Source organism: Ferruginibacter sp. (assembly GCF_049840995.1).
GTDB lineage: Bacteria > Bacteroidota > Bacteroidia > Chitinophagales > Chitinophagaceae > Ferruginibacter.
This window is the reverse complement of the sequence record NZ_JASGIP010000001.1, coordinates 163,589-178,781: the sequence shown is the minus strand read 5'-3', so window position 1 is coordinate 178,781 and position 15,193 is coordinate 163,589. Positions and strand designations below refer to the sequence as shown.

Here is a 15,193-nt window from a genome sequence, read left to right as displayed (position 1 = left end):
TGTGAATAAGTGGATAACTGTTGTAATGTAAACGAACGTAATTTTGTTTTGCTGTTAAGGATTTTATAAAATTGAAAACCGATAACCTTTAAAAAATTAAAAAATGAAAAAACTGTTCTCTACAAAGTATTCCGCCGGTGCATTCAATACCGCTATGTTCGTGCTCCGTATAGGCTTTGGTGTTTTAATGCTGATGCATGGATATGATAAGCTGGTTCACTTCAGCACCTATGCGCCCAAATTCATGAACTTTATGGGTCTTGGCAACAACATCAGCCTTGCCCTGGTGATATTTGCCGAATTCTTCTGCTCGCTGTTTTTGATACTGGGATTATTTACCAGGCTGGCCACTATACCACTGATCATTGCTACCTGCGTAATGGTTTTTAAAGCGCATAAAGGAGAGATATTTGGCGATGGTGAACATGCTTCGTTGTACCTTATTGGTTATCTTGTGTTGCTGCTGGTAGGCCCGGGCAGGGCAAGTATCGACAGTATGATCGGCAAATAAACCACCACCCTAATACCTGCAATTATGAAAAGGCTTGACCTGGTACAACTGACAATTATTATTGTCGGCATCTTTAGTGCATTCTTTTTTCTATTGGCGTTGCCACAGCTTTTAGTCGTTTTCTACGATTGGTTCCGGGATGGTTTATCAGGCAACTATATCAGTTCCTTCCTGAGTATCGTGGTCATAGATGCGTCTTATCTTTTATTCAGCATCTATTGCTTTGCAAAATCCAAACATTTTGCAGAATGGATCAGTAATAAAGCCAACCTGAACAGTGATATCAATTTTGCACTTGATAAAGCAGAGTTGCTTTTTGTTGTGTTCGTTGGATTAGGTATTTATGGTCTTATAACACGTGTACCTGCTTTTGTTGTAGGTATTTTTAAAATGATCAAAGATCATAATTCCCATGTTGAAGTTGATACACTTGGCGCCACCGGAAATGCTAATCTTGTGGTAAATGGCATTACCATATTTGGGTTTTTCGTGTTGACATATTACGCCAAGATATTTGCAGATTTTTTTGCTGCAAAAATAAACAATATTGAGCCCGAAGATGAAATAGCCGCTAAAACCGAAGAATAATGTTTGTAACCGAAACACAGGTACGTATTCACTATGCACTCACCGACCAGATGGGTATGGTGTACTATGGCCATTATGCCCAGTTTTACGAGATTGGCCGTACCGAAGCCATACGACAACTGGGTTATACTTATAAAGAGATTGAAGCGCTGGGTATTATTATGCCCGTGGTGGAGATACACAGCAAATTTCTGCGCCCTGCAAAATATGATGACCTGATCACGATCAAAACCACGTTAAAGGAAATGCCTGCCAATCATAAGATCGTGTTTTATGCAGAGATCTATAATGAGCAGGATAAACTTTTAAATACAGGAGAAGTAACACTGTTCTTCATTGACGCCAAAACCATGAAGCGCTCGGAAATGCCGGCACCGTTGAAAGAAAAATTAAGCAAATATTTTTAGGAATGAATAATTGAATAATGAATAATGAATAATTCATTCAATAGGAGCATTATTGCCATATGGCAAAGACATTAAGTATAAAGCATTATCCATTATTCATTAAAAAATTATCCATTGTCTTTACACCCGGTTATTATCAGTTTTCCAATGCTGTATAGCTTGTTTGATTTGTTTGGAAGAAAGGTTTTCTGCCACTGCACGGTGTGCCAGTTCCACAAACTCGTTGTTGGGTGCAAAACGCAGCGCAATGATCTGCGACATCCTTAATTTATTGTCCAGCAGATTACCTGTCATTGCAAAATACCGCAGGTTCTCTTCGGCACGAATAGCCCTGTCCTGTGCCCTTAATGCAAATGCTCTTGCAAACCAAAGCGCCAATACAACCGCAACAGTAAGCGAAACCATTGCAGCCGCATGTACCCTGCCGCTTTCATTACGCAGGCATTTAATAAAATAGAGGATGCTGGAAACCAATGGAAAACCCGCCGCAGGAAAAGCAATAAAATGGAATAAGGGTACGTAACGGGAATGGTTCTTAAAATTTTGTGCTGCCATAAAAATTGTATTCAGGTTAAAAGAGTATGATTGAAGTTACTTTAAAATGTCCAGTACTTTCCACATTTTTTCCCGCACTGTTCCCGGGCTGCCGTCAAAATTATTTACAATAAAGGAAAAGGTATATTCTTTGCCGTCTTTGCTCTTTATATACCCCGTATAACTTCTTACATTGGAAATATAACCATCTTTCATTTTAATGCCATTCATTTCGGGTAGTGCATTGTAAAAAGATGCAAACCAGGGTTGATTTTTTGCGTATTGCATTACAGTTACCAGTGCGTTGGTGGTAATACGGTTGGCAGGTGAAAGCCCGCTGCCATCGAGCATGTTGATGGCGGACGGTTCAATGCCTTTGTCTTTCCAGAAATTTTTAATAATGGCAATACCTGTATCCGTAGTGCCATATCCTTTTTTTTCAAATGCCATTGCTTTTACAAAAGCTTCGCCGTATAGGTTAATACTTTTTTTAAGGAACCAGTAGTTGATACTGTCTAACGAAGGAGATGTAATTGTAAAGAAATTTGTGGCCAGCAATGGAAGATCTTTTTTATCTACTTCTATCCCGTTGTAAGAGCCTGCAAACAACACACCGTCGATGCCTTTAGCTTTTAATTCATTAACCAATGTAAGAGTTAATTGTTCTCCTGCATTGGGCATGGCACCGCTGATAGTAAAATTATTTTCTCCCAACGGAATGGTGCCTCTTACAAAACCGCTGAAACTGTAGGGTGGCAGGTAGATGTAGGCATTATCCCCACTACCCTTTTTCGCGGTGATCACTTCGCTGTATAATCCTACATTTTCAAGATGCGGCACTATTTCTTTAATAGATGCCTTGTCGCCGATGTTTTCCCCTGCTTTTAAAATAATATCATACTGGTTTTCGCGCCAGTTCAACGAAGAAGCGCCGGCACCATAATAATTGCCGATATCTTCCCATATCCATCCATCGGGTGTATTATTACTTTCCCATTTCCTGTCGTAGCCAAATACATTGCCCTTTACTTGTTTGATCCCTTTTTTTTGAATTGCTGCAATAAAACTATTCAGTATATTTTTTTCGCCGGTGCTGCTCCATCTCCAGCTGCCTAATGTAGGGTCACCATAACCAACGATATAAATGTTTCCGTCCAGTACAGCATTCTTTACAGTACCCTCCATTGCCAATGCTGTTTTATAACGGTAATCTTTACCCAGTATTTCAAAAGCCGTTGCACTGGTGATCACTTTCTGGCAACTGGCTGGCGCCATGCCCACCTGTGCATTTTTATCAAAAATCACTTTGCCCGTTTTACTGTCCACCACGTATAAACTCAATACTGCATGTTTGAACTGGGCATCACTATCCAGGTTCTTTATTGCTTCTGATAAACGGTTGTCGATATTTTGTGCAGCTGCAGTATAGCAGCTACAATACAGCAGTGTTACCAGTATCCATTTCATGCCAAATAAATTTATTTGCCAAAGCTAAAAGAATTAAATTTGATGTATGGAAAATGTAGTAGAGGAACCGACTCCCAAATACAATTATATTTCTGCTGAGGACTACCTGGAAGCGGAACGAAATGCTGCGGAAAAACACGAGTATTACCAGGGTGAGGTGTTTGCGATGAGTGGGGCGTCTGTAAAACATAATATCATTCAAATGAATGTTGCAGAGCAGTTGAGATCAAAACTGCGGGGAAAAAACTGCAAGCCATTTGGAAGTGATCTGCGTATTCATATTCCTGAAAATACGTTGTATACTTATCCCGACTTTTTTATTATTTGCGGCGATCTCCAATTAACTGATAAAAATCATCCTGATACAGTTACTAACCCCACTGTTATTATTGAAATACTTTCCAAATCGACCCGTGATTATGACCGGGGCACTAAATTCACTTTGTACAGGAGCATTGAAACGTTGAAAGAATATGTTTTGATAGATTCGCTTTCAGTGTCTATTGAAGTGTTCAGTAAAAACGAGAACAATTCCTGGTCATTACGGGAGTATAAAAAGATTACTGAAACTTTTATCTCGTCGGCTTTAAACCTGGCCATTCCGCTCCAGGTTATTTACGAGGAAATAAGCTTTGACTAAACCATTTCTCTTCAATTTTGTTTTTCACTAAACTATTGCAATAATCCAGGCAACTATCATCACCATCGGCGACGAACTTTTAATAGGACAGGTTATTGACACCAACAGCGCATGGATGGCGCAGGAACTGAATAAGGCAGGCATTCGTGTAGCGAGGCGTGTAGCGGTTGGCGATGTATGGGATGAGATATGGAATGCTCTGGATGAAGAAAGCAGGCATGCCGATATTATCTTGCTTACCGGCGGCCTGGGCCCTACTGCCGATGATATCACCAAACCTTTGCTGTGTAAGTATTTTGGCGGCAAGCTCATCATTGATGAAAAAGCAAAAGAAAATGTGGTGAACATTTTTAAACGGCTTAACAGGCCCATGATAGAAAGGAATTTATTACAGGCAGAAGTACCCGATAACTGTACCGTGATACAAAATGCAAGGGGTACAGCACCCGGTATGTGGTTTGAAAAAGATGGTAAAATATACGTGAGCATGCCCGGTGTGCCACACGAGATGAAAGGCATGATGGAAAATTATGTGATCCCGGAATTGAGTAAAAAAATGCAATTGCCGGTTATTGCCCACCGTACTTTATTAACCGCCGGTGTGGGCGAAAGTTTTTTAGCCGACCTGATACAGGATTTTGAAAAAGCATTGCCGGCACATATCAAACTGGCTTACCTGCCCAATTATGGCATGGTACGTTTGCGTTTATCTTCTTCGGGTTTTGATAAGGAAGCGATAGAAAATGAGATTGAACTGCAGTTTGCACAACTGCAACTACAGGTGGCTGCCTACCTGGTTACCAATGTGGATGAACCGATGGAAGAAGTGGTGGGCAAATTATTGCTCTCCAAAAACAAAACGATGTGTACCGCCGAAAGTTGCACCGGTGGTTATATCGCTCACTTACTCACTTCTATTCCCGGCTCTTCTGCTTTTTATGATGGCAGCGTGGTAAGTTATTCGTATGGCGCCAAGGAAGATCTGCTGAATGTAGATCACCAGGTACTTTTAAACAAAGGCGCTGTGAGTGAAGAAGTGGTAACAGCCATGGCAAAAGGCGCTTTGCAAAACATAAAATCTGATTTTGTGATCGCCGTAAGCGGCATTATGGGCCCTGGCGGCGGCATGTCCGAAAAGCCCGTAGGCACCGTGTGGGTAGCCATAGGCAGTAAAGAAAAAATAGAGACCCAGAAATTATTCTTCCGTTTCGACAGGATGCGGAATATACAATTGACCGCAGTAACCACGCTCAACCTGTTGCGGAAATTCATATTAGAACAATCCTGACGGATTTATCGCTAAAAACCTGGCAGCCAACTATTCAACCGCGAACTGACAACCGTCAGCCATTTTTGCTTACTTTTGCCCTTGCCAGAACAACGATTGTTTAACACTTAACCTATTTTATGAGTGTAGTAGATTTAGTTATGCCAAAGCTTGGCGAAAGCATTATGGAAGCCACCATTTTAAAGTGGCATAAAAAACCAGGCGATCCTGTAAAGCAGGACGAGACCGTGCTGGATATCGCTACCGACAAGGTAGACAGCGAAGTTCCCTCCACCGCGGAAGGCGTAATTGAAAGCGTTTTATTCAACGAAAATGATGTAGTGCCCATCGGCACTGTAATAGCTACAATACGTGTGGGCGCCAATGCCGCCGTATCGGGCAGCCAGCCTGCAGCACCCGCCGCAGCGCCTCAATACGAAGAAGCCAAAGTAGTGGAAGAGATCCCCTACCAGCCTGCACACACCGTTGCTGCCGCCACCAACGGGCAAAATGGCAACGCCGTTAAATTCTATTCTCCCCTTGTTTTAAATATAGCACAGCAGGAAGGCATCAGCATGTCGGAGCTGGAACAGATCACCGGTACCGGCCAGGAAGGAAGGGTGAGTAAGAAAGATATTTTGGCTTATGTTGCCGCCAAAGCCGGTGGCCATAAACCTCAGCAGGTTACTGCGCCGGAAGTGAAAGTATTACCGACAGCGCCCGCCGTGGAACAACCTGCCGTTGCTCCACAACAAAAACCAACTGTTACTGAACAACCTGCTTACCAGGCCCCTACTGTTTATTCGGGCAATGTGGAAGTGATTGAAATGGACCGTATGCGCAAACTGATCGCCAAACACATGGTGGACAGCAAACATACCAGTCCGCATGTGACCAGCTTTGCTGAATGCGATGTTACCAACCTGGTATTATGGAGAGAGAAAGTGAAAAAAGATTTTGAAAAACGTGAAGGCGAAAAGATCACTTTTACACCCTTGTTCATTGAGGCCATTGTAAAATGTATCAAAAAATATCCATGGCTCAGCAGCAGTGTTGATGGCGATAAGATTATTGTGAAAAAAGACCTGAATATTGGTATGGCCACTGCTCTGCCTACTGGTAATTTAATAGTTCCGGTAATTAAAAATGCCGACCAACTGAATATTGTTGGTCTTACTAAACAGGTGAATGCTTTGGCCAATGCGGCCCGTACCGGCAAATTAAAACCCGACGATACTACCGGCGGTACTTTTACATTGACCAACGTGGGTACTTTTGGCAGCATCATGGGCACGCCTATCATCAATCAACCACAAGTGGCCATTATGGCCGTGGGCGCTATTAAAAAAAGACCGATGGTGATCGAGACCCCGCAAGGTGACAGTATTGCCATCCGTCACATGATGTATATCTCTTTAAGCTACGATCACCGTATTATTGACGGCGCTTTGGGAAGCACTTTCCTGAATGCAGTGAGTAAGGAGCTGGAGCACTTTGATGTGAATAGAAGCATTTAGGATTTTAGATTGGCGATTGTAGATTTTAGATTTTTTTACATAACGCACAGTCAGGATATTTTTATTAATAAACAAGCTATACCTGCCGTATTCCAGTATGAAACTTTTAAAAAATAGTATCATCTTTTTCTTTTTGCTGGTTCCATTTATTGGTAAAACCCAGGATACAAATGCTGAGCAGATACAGCTATCCCATAATGGCTATACTATTAGTTTTCCTTCTACCTGGACGCTTGATAGTTCAAAAAAAGTAGCGTTGCTGGATATTTTTATCAGTTCTCCAAAAGATACAGTTAACGATAATTTCAGTGAGAATGTAAATGTGGTAATCCAGGACCTGTCTTCCTTAAATTTAACACCGGATCAATACCTTGAAGCTAACAGGGAACAAATAAAAAAACTGGCCACTAATTTAAAATTTATAGAAGATAAAAAGATCCAAAACGGGACAAAGGAGTTTTATAAATTTATCTTTACTTCTACACAGGGGATTTTTAAATTGGAAACTGAACAATATTATTTTATTTCCAACAACAAAGCCTACATAATTACCCTTACAACAGAAGAAAAAAAATACCCTGCTTACCAGGCTGTTGGAGAAAAGATATTAGATTCATTTAGATTAATTGACTAATTTATGTGTAATGTCCAGCCGCTTTCTCAAATATTTTGCTCTTCTGCTGTTCCTTTCTTCTTGCGGAGTATCTAATAAAGATTTTGATAAAAAGAGATACCGCCGTTCTAAAACACTCGCAGTATATTCCGGTATGGCCAATGAGTTCCAGGATGGTTACATGGTGCTGAAAGAGCATAATTATTTCAAATTCTACCAGACTTTCTGGCTTATCGTTACTATAAAACAAGGCGGTTATACCGGCAGGTATGATATCAAAAACGATACACTCTATCTCAACTGGGGCAAGACCGACCCCAAACAGATCAAATATTATTTATCCAATAAATGCCTGGTTGATTCGTCAACCAAAAGCCTCTGGTTCATTGATGAGATCAGCAACAGCAAGCTTTGGGGATTGGGATTAAATCCACGTAAATAAGTAAGGCCGCTTTAATTTTTCTTCGATCATTTCAGCCCGTTCTTTTAAATTTAACCCTCGCTGATATAGTTTTTTGTTAAATTGCAATAACGACTCCCGGTACGGCAATACTTTCAACAGGCTTTACGTTACTCAACTGCACCAATGCCTTGAAAAATCCCTTCCTCCTTTCTCTACCCTGCTATTATTCATTTACTGTAAATTATGCACCATGAAACAGGCCATCTTTGTGCTGCTGGTTGCTTTTCTTTTCAGTTGCCAGCAGAAAAAAACAGGTATTTCATTAGAACTTATCCCGGTAAAGCAGGGCGAATATTGGGGATACATTGATAAGGCCGGTAAAATGGTCATCAATCCACAGTTCAGGCATGCGTATACTTTTTCTGATGGACTTGCTATGGTTGAAAATACCGAAGGCAAATATGGCTTCATCGATAAAAAAGGAACCCTGGTCATTCTACCGATGTACGTGGACGCCCTGTCTTTTTCTGAAGGATTGGCAGCAGTGGTAAGAGAAGACCAGCAACTGGAGTTTATTGATGTAAATGGCAAAACGGTCATTACTCCCGACGCCAGCATTGAAACCGCCCGCAGTTTTCATGAAGGCCTGGCGATGGTGGAAGTGAATGGTAAAAAAAGTTTTATCGACAGGAGCGGCAAAATAGTTTTCGGGTGCCCGTTCGAGTATGTTTACAGTTTTCAGAACGGACTTGCGAAAATTGAAATGAAAATAAAGGACAGCATCAAATATGGCTTTATAGATAAAACCGGGAAGATCGCTATCAATCCTATCTACAATGAAGTAAGCCCTTTTTTTGAAGACAGGGCGGGTATTTTTGTAAATAATAAATATGGTTTTATTGACAACAATGGCAAAACTGTTATTGATCCGCAATTTGAAGATGAGAACTATTTTTCTGAAGGGCTGGCAGCTGTGAAGCAGGGCGATCTGTGGGGGTTCATTGGTAAGGATGGTAAGTTTGTGATCAACCCGCAGTTTAAAGATGTAAGACAATTTACTGCATCGGGATTGTGTGCTGTAAAAAATACCAGTTCGGATAAATGGGGTTTTATTGACAAGACGGGGAAGGTCGTTATAGAACCGCAGTTTGAAACAGTGACCGCTTTTTATGATGATGTTGCAGTAAGTAAACTGGATACAAAATATGGCGTGATCGGTAAGGATGGAAAATACCTGGTAAACCCGGTGTATGAATATTACGAGATTGAGCAACAGCCATTCAAGGGTTATATAAAAAATGATCATTTTGAAATATCTACTATCGCCACACCATTATTCCGTGATCTTACTTCTACTGCTGTGCGTGGCATCGACAAGAACACAACCTTTACAGGTTTGCAGTCAAAATTTCCCGGTATAACACACGAAAATTACGAACACCTGAAATCGGTACCGGACGAAACCAATATATCAATGACACTGGAAGAAATCAATTTTTTATTCAACGAGGGCTTTGTTAAAACCAGTGGTGGTTATAAAACGGAACAGCAATACAATCCCACTACCGGCACTTATGAAACTGTAACAGTGCCAGATACAGAAACCAAGACCTACGATGATTATGTGCCACTAAAAGCCATGTCTTATAATTACCGGTTGATGGGAAAGGCGAAAACAAAAGCCCTGTCCATCATTAAAGAATTAAAACCCAAACTCCCTGCTTCCTTTACTGTTGAGAATCCTGATACCAGTACTTATATTTTAACCGGTGCTAACTATAGCCTCGCCGTTGTACAGGAAGAAGAAAATATACACTTGGTGGTTTCTTTTGATAAATCACTGATGGATATGTTCCGCAAACCAAAAGACAAACCGCATCCTGCTGTAGCTGCGGATCCGGCTTATAGTGCGGCGGATAGTCTAAAAAAATAAAGGACAGTTATTTTCGAGGAAGATTTTTTTTAACCTCCTGTTCCATTTATTTTTACACTCAACTATTTCAGCCACAGTTGCCGGAAGCAAAAACATATACTGAAGAAGCACTGATAGCAGCGCTTAAAATGCACGATAACGATGCGTTCCAGTACCTGTATAATAACTACAAGGCAGCGCTTTTTACAGTTGTTCACCAGATAATTGCAGATAAGGAAATAGCACAGGATGTGCTGCAGGAGGCTTTTATAACGGCCTGGAAAAATATTGAGAAATACGACCCCACCAAAGGAAGACTGTTTACCTGGCTCTTCAATGTTACCCGCAACAGCGCCATCAATACCACCCGTTCCAAAGCATATAAAACAGCGCAAAAAAACGATTCATTCGACAATTACGTTTCTTATGTGGATGAAAAAGAGAGCCAGAGTGTGAACATTAACCAGATCGGGCTGAGAAAGCAGGTGCATATGCTACGGGAAGATTATAAAAACGTATTGGAACTGTCTTATTTTAATGGTTTTACACATGATGAGATAGCCAAAATACTGAACATCCCGGTAGGAACTGTAAAAACAAGATTAAGGAATGCGCTGATAGAATTGCGCAAACAATTTTTATAATGGATATTAAAGAATACATATCATCCGGCATTATTGAAATGTATGTTATGGACATCTGTTCGGGCGAAGAAAGAACTGAGCTGGAACGGATGTGTACACAATATCCCGAAGTAAAAAATGCGTTGCACGAATTTGAGAGGAATTTTGAAACCATCATGCTGCAACACCCCACCGAACCGGGCAATACCACAGATGAAAAGATATTAGCATCATTGCGTTCTTTACAGCCTGCCGCACCTGTTATTACAATGCAATCGGTACAACAGGTGCCGGTGCGGAAAATGAATTGGTTAAGACCTGTTGCCGCTGCCGCTGTGTTGCTGCTGCTGGTAAGCGGTTATTATAATTTCAACATGTACCAGAAAATGCATTCGCAGGAACTGGCATTAGCACAAAAAGATACAGCTATAAAAACAGCGTCGCTCCCCGAAAATGATTATGCTGTTTTAAAGAATCCCGCTATTACGCCTGTTGCCATGTATGGTGTGGCGCCTTATACCCTTTGCCGCTGTACTATGTACTGGGATAAAAAGACCGGTAAGGCTTATATCATGATCCACCACCTGATACCTTCTCCCGATAACAAAAAATACCAGCTATGGGCAATGGTGAACGACAAGCCGGTAAATGTAGGTATGGTACATGATGAAATAAGGGATCATTTTATTGAACTGGAAAATGTACCGGGCGATGCCACTGCATTCTCTGTTACGCTGGAAGATATCGGCAACAACAAAACACCTACTACCAGCAATATGTTCTTATACGGAAGAATATAAAACTATTCACTATCCCACAGGCTCACCAGCTTATCCGAATGCTGGCTTTTGAATACATAGAATAACACACCGTGAGCACTACTTTCCTCATAATTCTTTATTGCTTTACCAGGCAGGTATTCATCCCATAATATGTCAGCATCTTCTTCATCTGCCACGCTGTAATAAATGGAAGCTGCAAAAATATCTTTCGCATCCTTGCCAGCTGCCAGGCTTTCGTACATTTCTTTTGAACCATAACCAATGAACCTGCAGTAATCGCCCTCTGCACAGGGCCAGTCCCAATCCTGCCAGCTGATCAAATGTGGTGTTTGCTTTTCCAGCTCCTGTGTTTTGGTTTTTACCAGTTTTTTTATTGCAGCATCATTCAGATCGCTGTTGCGCTCCTTTAATTGCCGTTTTAATTCTTTCGTATCACCGGTGTTGGTTTGTATATCCATTACATCCAGCGCTCCGTTTGCAAGGCAGGCCGGGCAAATGGCGTCGATGCTTTCTTCGCCGTAAAAAACAGTGCCGTCAAAACAAGCGGTGCTGTTGCCGCAGGTATCGCATACCGCTGTTGTTAAACCGGTAAATAACCCAGGCTGTTCAAAATATTTAAAGACCATGATATGTTGTTTAGAAAAAGATGATGGTAAAATTAGAGCAGTTGTAAAAGCGCAATGCCGGTTTTGACTGAACGGCAGCAGTTAATTTTTCAACGGCGGAAAAGCGTAGTATTTGTTAAATCGATACTACGCAGGGAAAACCTGGCGCTTTTTTTATTATCTTTAAAATATTCCAAAGCCTGGTAAAATGAAACATGTTTTAACTGTCTTATTCCTTGCATTTACTGCATCGTGTTTTGCTCAAACGAAACTGATCGCTTTTAAAAGCCACAGTGGCAATATCAGCAACTTTAACAGCACACTCAATAATGAATTATTTGATGATGAAGCTTCCAACTTTGGCGGGCCTGCTTTCAAGTGGACCTATAAACTGGACAGCGTGATTCATATTTCCCCGGAAAAATCACTTTTGGTACAAAGAATTTATCAACGGTATTATACTGAACCTATTGATAGTAATAAGCTGGCAAGAATGGCCAGGGATACGGTTTACAATGATGCGTTATTTTCAAGGCATCATTCATTGGATAGTATAAAAGCCGTATTAATAAGCAGCCGCCGTTACGACAGCAGCCTGAAAAAAACCATATTTGTTGGGTATGATAACCATAAACCCAAAGAAAAGAAAAAAGAAAAAGCTGCTGTAAAAGAAACACCAAAAGAAAATTTCGTATTGCCTGTATACAGCGTGGATAATAATAACGATGGCAATAATGCAGCACCGTTTGATGGACATTTATTGCAATTACTGGCAGGCGCATTATTACTGGCATTGTTGGGCGGATGGATATCCTGGAAATTCAGGATGCCGCAATTACAAAAAGCCTGATCATTTTATCATTAACAACTGCTGCATGAAAAGAAGTTTTATTAAAACATTCGCTTCTTTTTTTGCGTTGCTGGGTATTATATTCATCCCCTTTCCATTTAATATCACCCGAGTACAGTTGCATATCACGGACGCCGTTTTTGGCAAAGCCATTGGTTTCATTGCGCAGCATATTTTTTCCAAACCTCTTACCAATACCCAAGTTTATTCCGACAGCATTTCGATGTATATATTGCTGTTGCTGCTTTTTGTTCTTGCTGTTGTCATCAGCCTGGCACTTGCTTTTTCAAAAAAATGGGCAGAGTACCATCAAAAGATATACAGTATTTTGTATCGTTGCTTTTTGTATTACCTGGCCTTGCAATTGTTGAAATACGGCGCAGATAAGCTTTTCAAGAACCAATTCTACCTTCCTGAACCCAATACACTTTTTACTCCAATCGGCAAGGCGGATAAAGATCTTTTGTACTGGAGTACGATGGGCACTTCTTACAGCTACAATGTTTTTTTGGGTATCATAGAGATACTGGCCGCCGTTTTAATGCTGGTGAAAAGAACAAGACTGATCGGTTTATTAATTTCCATTGGTGTATTGCTGAATGTAGTGGCGATCAATTTTGGATTTGATATTTCTGTAAAAATATTCTCCAGCTTTTTACTGCTGCTGAACATTTACCTGCTGGCTCCTTATGGAAACAGGTTATACCGTTTACTGGTATTAAAAAATAACAATGATCTGCCAGTAGTGGAAACCCATCCTCTTTTTCCTAAAACTTTTCTCGCAATTTTCCTGCAATGGCTGGCGGTTTGTTTGATCGCTTTGGAAGTTTTTTACCCCTTCCTGCGTACGGGGCATTTAAATGGTGATGCAGCTGAAAAACCCTACCTGCACGGCGCTTACGAGGTAACAGCCGTAATTGAAGGGACAGATACATTACCCGCCGTTTTCTCTCCTGTAAAAAGATTCTTTATTCACCGTGACAGTTATATGATCTTCCAGGATCAAAAAGATGACATGAAGGATTATAAACTTGCACTTGATAAAGCCCGTTCTGTTTTTTTATTGACAGATTACCAACTGCACCAAACAACCGTACCTTTTAGTTACAACCCTTCCGATAGCCTTTTAATACTCGATCATACCATCGATGGCAAAGAAGGCAAGCTGGTGGGCAAAGCTATCAACTGGCGGCAATTACCCGCTGTAAACAACAGTTTTCACTGGACAATGGATGGCGGCCAATAAATTTAATCACTTTATTCACTGAATTATGAACAACAGGCCGGTTTGGCCTGCTGATGTACCGTTTGCAATTATATTTGCAGCCGCTGCAACGGCAGCTTAATAAAATCACTGTTGAATGATCTTTTATACCGACGCAACCCTGGCACAGCTTTCCATACACAAAGTGGGCAATAAATTAACGGATGACCTGCTGAGTTTATCTGAACAACCGGTTATTGTTACCGACCAGGTGCTGAATGCCTTACTGATGCGGTATTTTTTATCGCCTTTTGAAAAAGTGAACGAGATATACCGTTTATTCCATCCATCGCAGGACCTTAACCTGAACGTGGTGTTTCATTTTGCTGCAAAGATGTTTGCTGATCCATCGATGTTCCATAACGGGTCGGAACAACTGGCCAAACATTTATTTGATATTACCAGTCATCCCAAAATAAAATCTGGTGAATTTTATGTTGCTTATTACAGCAACCTGCAGATAGAAGGAGAATTAATGGATGCCATCGGCATTTTTAAATCAGAAACAAAAGAACCGTATCTCACCGTCGCACAGCAGGAAAAGGCATTTGAATTACGGTACGAACAGGATGCCATCAATATAAAAAAACTGGATAAAGGTTGCCTGATATTCAATACAGAAAAAGATGCCGGTTATAAAGTGGCGATTATCGATCAGACCAACAGCACCGAAGCAGTTTACTGGACGGACGAATTTTTAAAACTGAAAGTGCGGAACGATAATTATAATCAAACTACCAACACATTAAGCATCTACAAAGATTTTGTTACCAATAAAATGCCCGAACAGTTCGATATGTCAAAGACCGATAAGATCGACCTGCTGAACCGTTCCATCAAATATTTTAAAGAGAATGAGCAATTCAATCTCGATGAATTCTCCAACGAAGTAATTGCCAATGAGCAAGGCATTGAGTTGTTCCGGAGCTATAAAAAGAATTACGAAGCGGAATTTGAGACCGAGATCGCCGATAGCTTTTCCATTTCCAACGCTGCGGTAAAAAAACAGGCCAGGGTTTATAAAAGTGTTTTAAAACTGGACAAGAATTTTCACATCTACATACACGGCAATAACGAGCTGATAGAAAAAGGCTATGATGAAGTAATGAAGATGAACTATTACAAAGTGTATTTCCGGGAGGAATTATAAAATTGTTTTGTGCAATTGCAGCAGTCTTTAGCAATGCCGGATGAAGTATCTTTGCAGTGT

17 protein-coding genes are annotated in these 15,193 nt (G+C 40.8%); 14 read left to right on the top strand and 3 right to left on the bottom strand.

Going from position 1 to position 15,193, the window contains the following annotated elements; genetic code table 11:
• Nucleotides 1-103 precede the first annotated feature (103 nt).
• Genes QM738_RS00875 through QM738_RS00865 form a run of 3 tightly spaced genes read left to right on the top strand, consistent with a single transcriptional unit; the run spans nt 104 to nt 1,506 of the window.
• Complete coding sequence (locus QM738_RS00875; RefSeq protein ID WP_462274782.1) at nt 104-511, top strand: DoxX family protein; 408 nt, start codon at nt 104-106, stop codon at nt 509-511.
• A gap of 24 nt (nt 512-535) precedes the next feature.
• Complete coding sequence (locus QM738_RS00870) at nt 536-1,099, top strand: hypothetical protein (RefSeq protein ID WP_462274781.1); 564 nt, start codon at nt 536-538, stop codon at nt 1,097-1,099.
• Nucleotides 1,099-1,506 (top strand): acyl-CoA thioesterase, encoded by a 408-nt coding sequence (locus tag QM738_RS00865; protein ID WP_462274780.1) that lies wholly within the window; start codon nt 1,099-1,101, stop codon nt 1,504-1,506. The genes QM738_RS00870 and QM738_RS00865 overlap by 1 nt, the downstream gene beginning before the upstream one ends.
• A gap of 120 nt (nt 1,507-1,626) precedes the next feature.
• Here the strand turns inward: QM738_RS00865 and QM738_RS00860 are convergent, their stop codons facing one another.
• Nucleotides 1,627-2,061, bottom strand: a complete 435-nt coding sequence (locus QM738_RS00860) for a DUF6526 family protein (RefSeq protein ID WP_462274779.1) — start codon at nt 2,059-2,061, stop codon at nt 1,627-1,629.
• 36 nt (nt 2,062-2,097) lie between these two features.
• Nucleotides 2,098-3,507 (bottom strand): D-alanyl-D-alanine carboxypeptidase/D-alanyl-D-alanine endopeptidase, encoded by a 1,410-nt coding sequence (gene dacB / locus QM738_RS00855; protein ID WP_462274778.1) that lies wholly within the window; start codon nt 3,505-3,507, stop codon nt 2,098-2,100.
• Nucleotides 3,508-3,553: 46 nt separating this feature from the next.
• Here dacB and QM738_RS00850 point away from each other — a divergent pair, with 46 nt between their 5' ends.
• The 8 genes from QM738_RS00850 (at nt 3,554) to QM738_RS00815 (ending at nt 11,282) form a co-directional block, all read left to right on the top strand.
• Entirely contained in the window at nt 3,554-4,147 is a 594-nt protein-coding gene (locus QM738_RS00850; RefSeq protein WP_462274777.1) for a Uma2 family endonuclease, read from the top strand.
• A 34-nt stretch (nt 4,148-4,181) separates the two neighbouring features.
• The gene (locus QM738_RS00845) at nt 4,182-5,435 is read left to right on the top strand and encodes a CinA family nicotinamide mononucleotide deamidase-related protein (RefSeq protein WP_462274824.1); all 1,254 of its coding nucleotides are present in this window, start codon (nt 4,182-4,184) and stop codon (nt 5,433-5,435) included.
• Between the two features lie 119 nt (nt 5,436-5,554).
• Nucleotides 5,555-6,931, top strand: coding sequence for a dihydrolipoamide acetyltransferase family protein (locus QM738_RS00840; protein WP_462274776.1), 1,377 nt, complete (start codon nt 5,555-5,557; stop codon nt 6,929-6,931).
• Between the two features lie 97 nt (nt 6,932-7,028).
• Complete coding sequence (locus tag QM738_RS00835) at nt 7,029-7,565, top strand: PsbP-related protein (RefSeq protein ID WP_462274775.1); 537 nt, start codon at nt 7,029-7,031, stop codon at nt 7,563-7,565.
• A gap of 10 nt (nt 7,566-7,575) precedes the next feature.
• A complete protein-coding gene (locus tag QM738_RS00830; protein WP_462274774.1) occupies nt 7,576-7,986 on the top strand; it encodes a hypothetical protein in 411 nt (136 codons plus the stop codon).
• A gap of 211 nt (nt 7,987-8,197) precedes the next feature.
• On the top strand, nt 8,198-9,880 hold the full coding sequence (locus QM738_RS00825) for a WG repeat-containing protein (protein ID WP_462274773.1): 1,683 nt from the start codon (nt 8,198-8,200) through the stop codon (nt 9,878-9,880).
• A 77-nt stretch (nt 9,881-9,957) separates the two neighbouring features.
• Nucleotides 9,958-10,503 carry an RNA polymerase sigma factor gene (locus QM738_RS00820; protein ID WP_462274772.1) on the top strand — a complete coding sequence of 182 codons (546 nt, stop codon included), beginning with the start codon at nt 9,958-9,960 and terminating at the stop codon, nt 10,501-10,503.
• Entirely contained in the window at nt 10,503-11,282 is a 780-nt protein-coding gene (locus tag QM738_RS00815; protein WP_462274771.1) for an anti-sigma factor domain-containing protein, read from the top strand. Before QM738_RS00820 ends, QM738_RS00815 begins: the two co-directional genes overlap by 1 nt.
• Before the next feature lie 2 nt (nt 11,283-11,284).
• On the opposite strand, the gene QM738_RS00810 is transcribed toward QM738_RS00815, so the two are convergent.
• Nucleotides 11,285-11,890 (bottom strand): CbrC family protein, encoded by a 606-nt coding sequence (locus tag QM738_RS00810; protein ID WP_462274770.1) that lies wholly within the window; start codon nt 11,888-11,890, stop codon nt 11,285-11,287.
• Nucleotides 11,891-12,077: 187 nt separating this feature from the next.
• On the opposite strand from QM738_RS00810, the gene QM738_RS00805 reads away from it, so the two are divergent.
• From QM738_RS00805 to QM738_RS00795, 3 genes are all read left to right on the top strand, one after another.
• Nucleotides 12,078-12,719 carry a hypothetical protein gene (locus QM738_RS00805; RefSeq protein WP_462274769.1) on the top strand — a complete coding sequence of 214 codons (642 nt, stop codon included), beginning with the start codon at nt 12,078-12,080 and terminating at the stop codon, nt 12,717-12,719.
• A gap of 25 nt (nt 12,720-12,744) precedes the next feature.
• Nucleotides 12,745-13,965 (top strand): hypothetical protein, encoded by a 1,221-nt coding sequence (locus QM738_RS00800; protein ID WP_462274768.1) that lies wholly within the window; start codon nt 12,745-12,747, stop codon nt 13,963-13,965.
• Nucleotides 13,966-14,080: 115 nt separating this feature from the next.
• Entirely contained in the window at nt 14,081-15,133 is a 1,053-nt protein-coding gene (locus tag QM738_RS00795) for a nucleoid-associated protein (protein ID WP_462274767.1), read from the top strand.
• The last annotated feature ends 60 nt before the right edge of the window (nt 15,134-15,193 follow it).

What these genes read in the sequence shown, in the direction of transcription:
- QM738_RS00875 (WP_462274782.1), top strand. Translation starts at nt 104, where the DNA reads ATGAAAAAACTGTTCTCTACAAAGTATTCCGCCGGTGCATTCAATACC.
- QM738_RS00870 (WP_462274781.1), top strand. Translation starts at nt 536, where the DNA reads ATGAAAAGGCTTGACCTGGTACAACTGACAATTATTATTGTCGGCATC.
- QM738_RS00865 (WP_462274780.1), top strand. Translation starts at nt 1,099, where the DNA reads ATGTTTGTAACCGAAACACAGGTACGTATTCACTATGCACTCACCGAC.
- QM738_RS00860 (WP_462274779.1), bottom strand. Translation starts at nt 2,061, where the DNA reads ATGGCAGCACAAAATTTTAAGAACCATTCCCGTTACGTACCCTTATTC.
- dacB (WP_462274778.1), bottom strand. Translation starts at nt 3,507, where the DNA reads ATGAAATGGATACTGGTAACACTGCTGTATTGTAGCTGCTATACTGCA.
- QM738_RS00850 (WP_462274777.1), top strand. Translation starts at nt 3,554, where the DNA reads ATGGAAAATGTAGTAGAGGAACCGACTCCCAAATACAATTATATTTCT.
- QM738_RS00840 (WP_462274776.1), top strand. Translation starts at nt 5,555, where the DNA reads ATGAGTGTAGTAGATTTAGTTATGCCAAAGCTTGGCGAAAGCATTATG.
- QM738_RS00835 (WP_462274775.1), top strand. Translation starts at nt 7,029, where the DNA reads ATGAAACTTTTAAAAAATAGTATCATCTTTTTCTTTTTGCTGGTTCCA.
- QM738_RS00830 (WP_462274774.1), top strand. Translation starts at nt 7,576, where the DNA reads ATGTCCAGCCGCTTTCTCAAATATTTTGCTCTTCTGCTGTTCCTTTCT.
- QM738_RS00825 (WP_462274773.1), top strand. Translation starts at nt 8,198, where the DNA reads ATGAAACAGGCCATCTTTGTGCTGCTGGTTGCTTTTCTTTTCAGTTGC.
- QM738_RS00815 (WP_462274771.1), top strand. Translation starts at nt 10,503, where the DNA reads ATGGATATTAAAGAATACATATCATCCGGCATTATTGAAATGTATGTT.
- QM738_RS00810 (WP_462274770.1), bottom strand. Translation starts at nt 11,890, where the DNA reads ATGGTCTTTAAATATTTTGAACAGCCTGGGTTATTTACCGGTTTAACA.
- QM738_RS00805 (WP_462274769.1), top strand. Translation starts at nt 12,078, where the DNA reads ATGAAACATGTTTTAACTGTCTTATTCCTTGCATTTACTGCATCGTGT.
- QM738_RS00800 (WP_462274768.1), top strand. Translation starts at nt 12,745, where the DNA reads ATGAAAAGAAGTTTTATTAAAACATTCGCTTCTTTTTTTGCGTTGCTG.
- QM738_RS00795 (WP_462274767.1), top strand. Translation starts at nt 14,081, where the DNA reads ATGATCTTTTATACCGACGCAACCCTGGCACAGCTTTCCATACACAAA.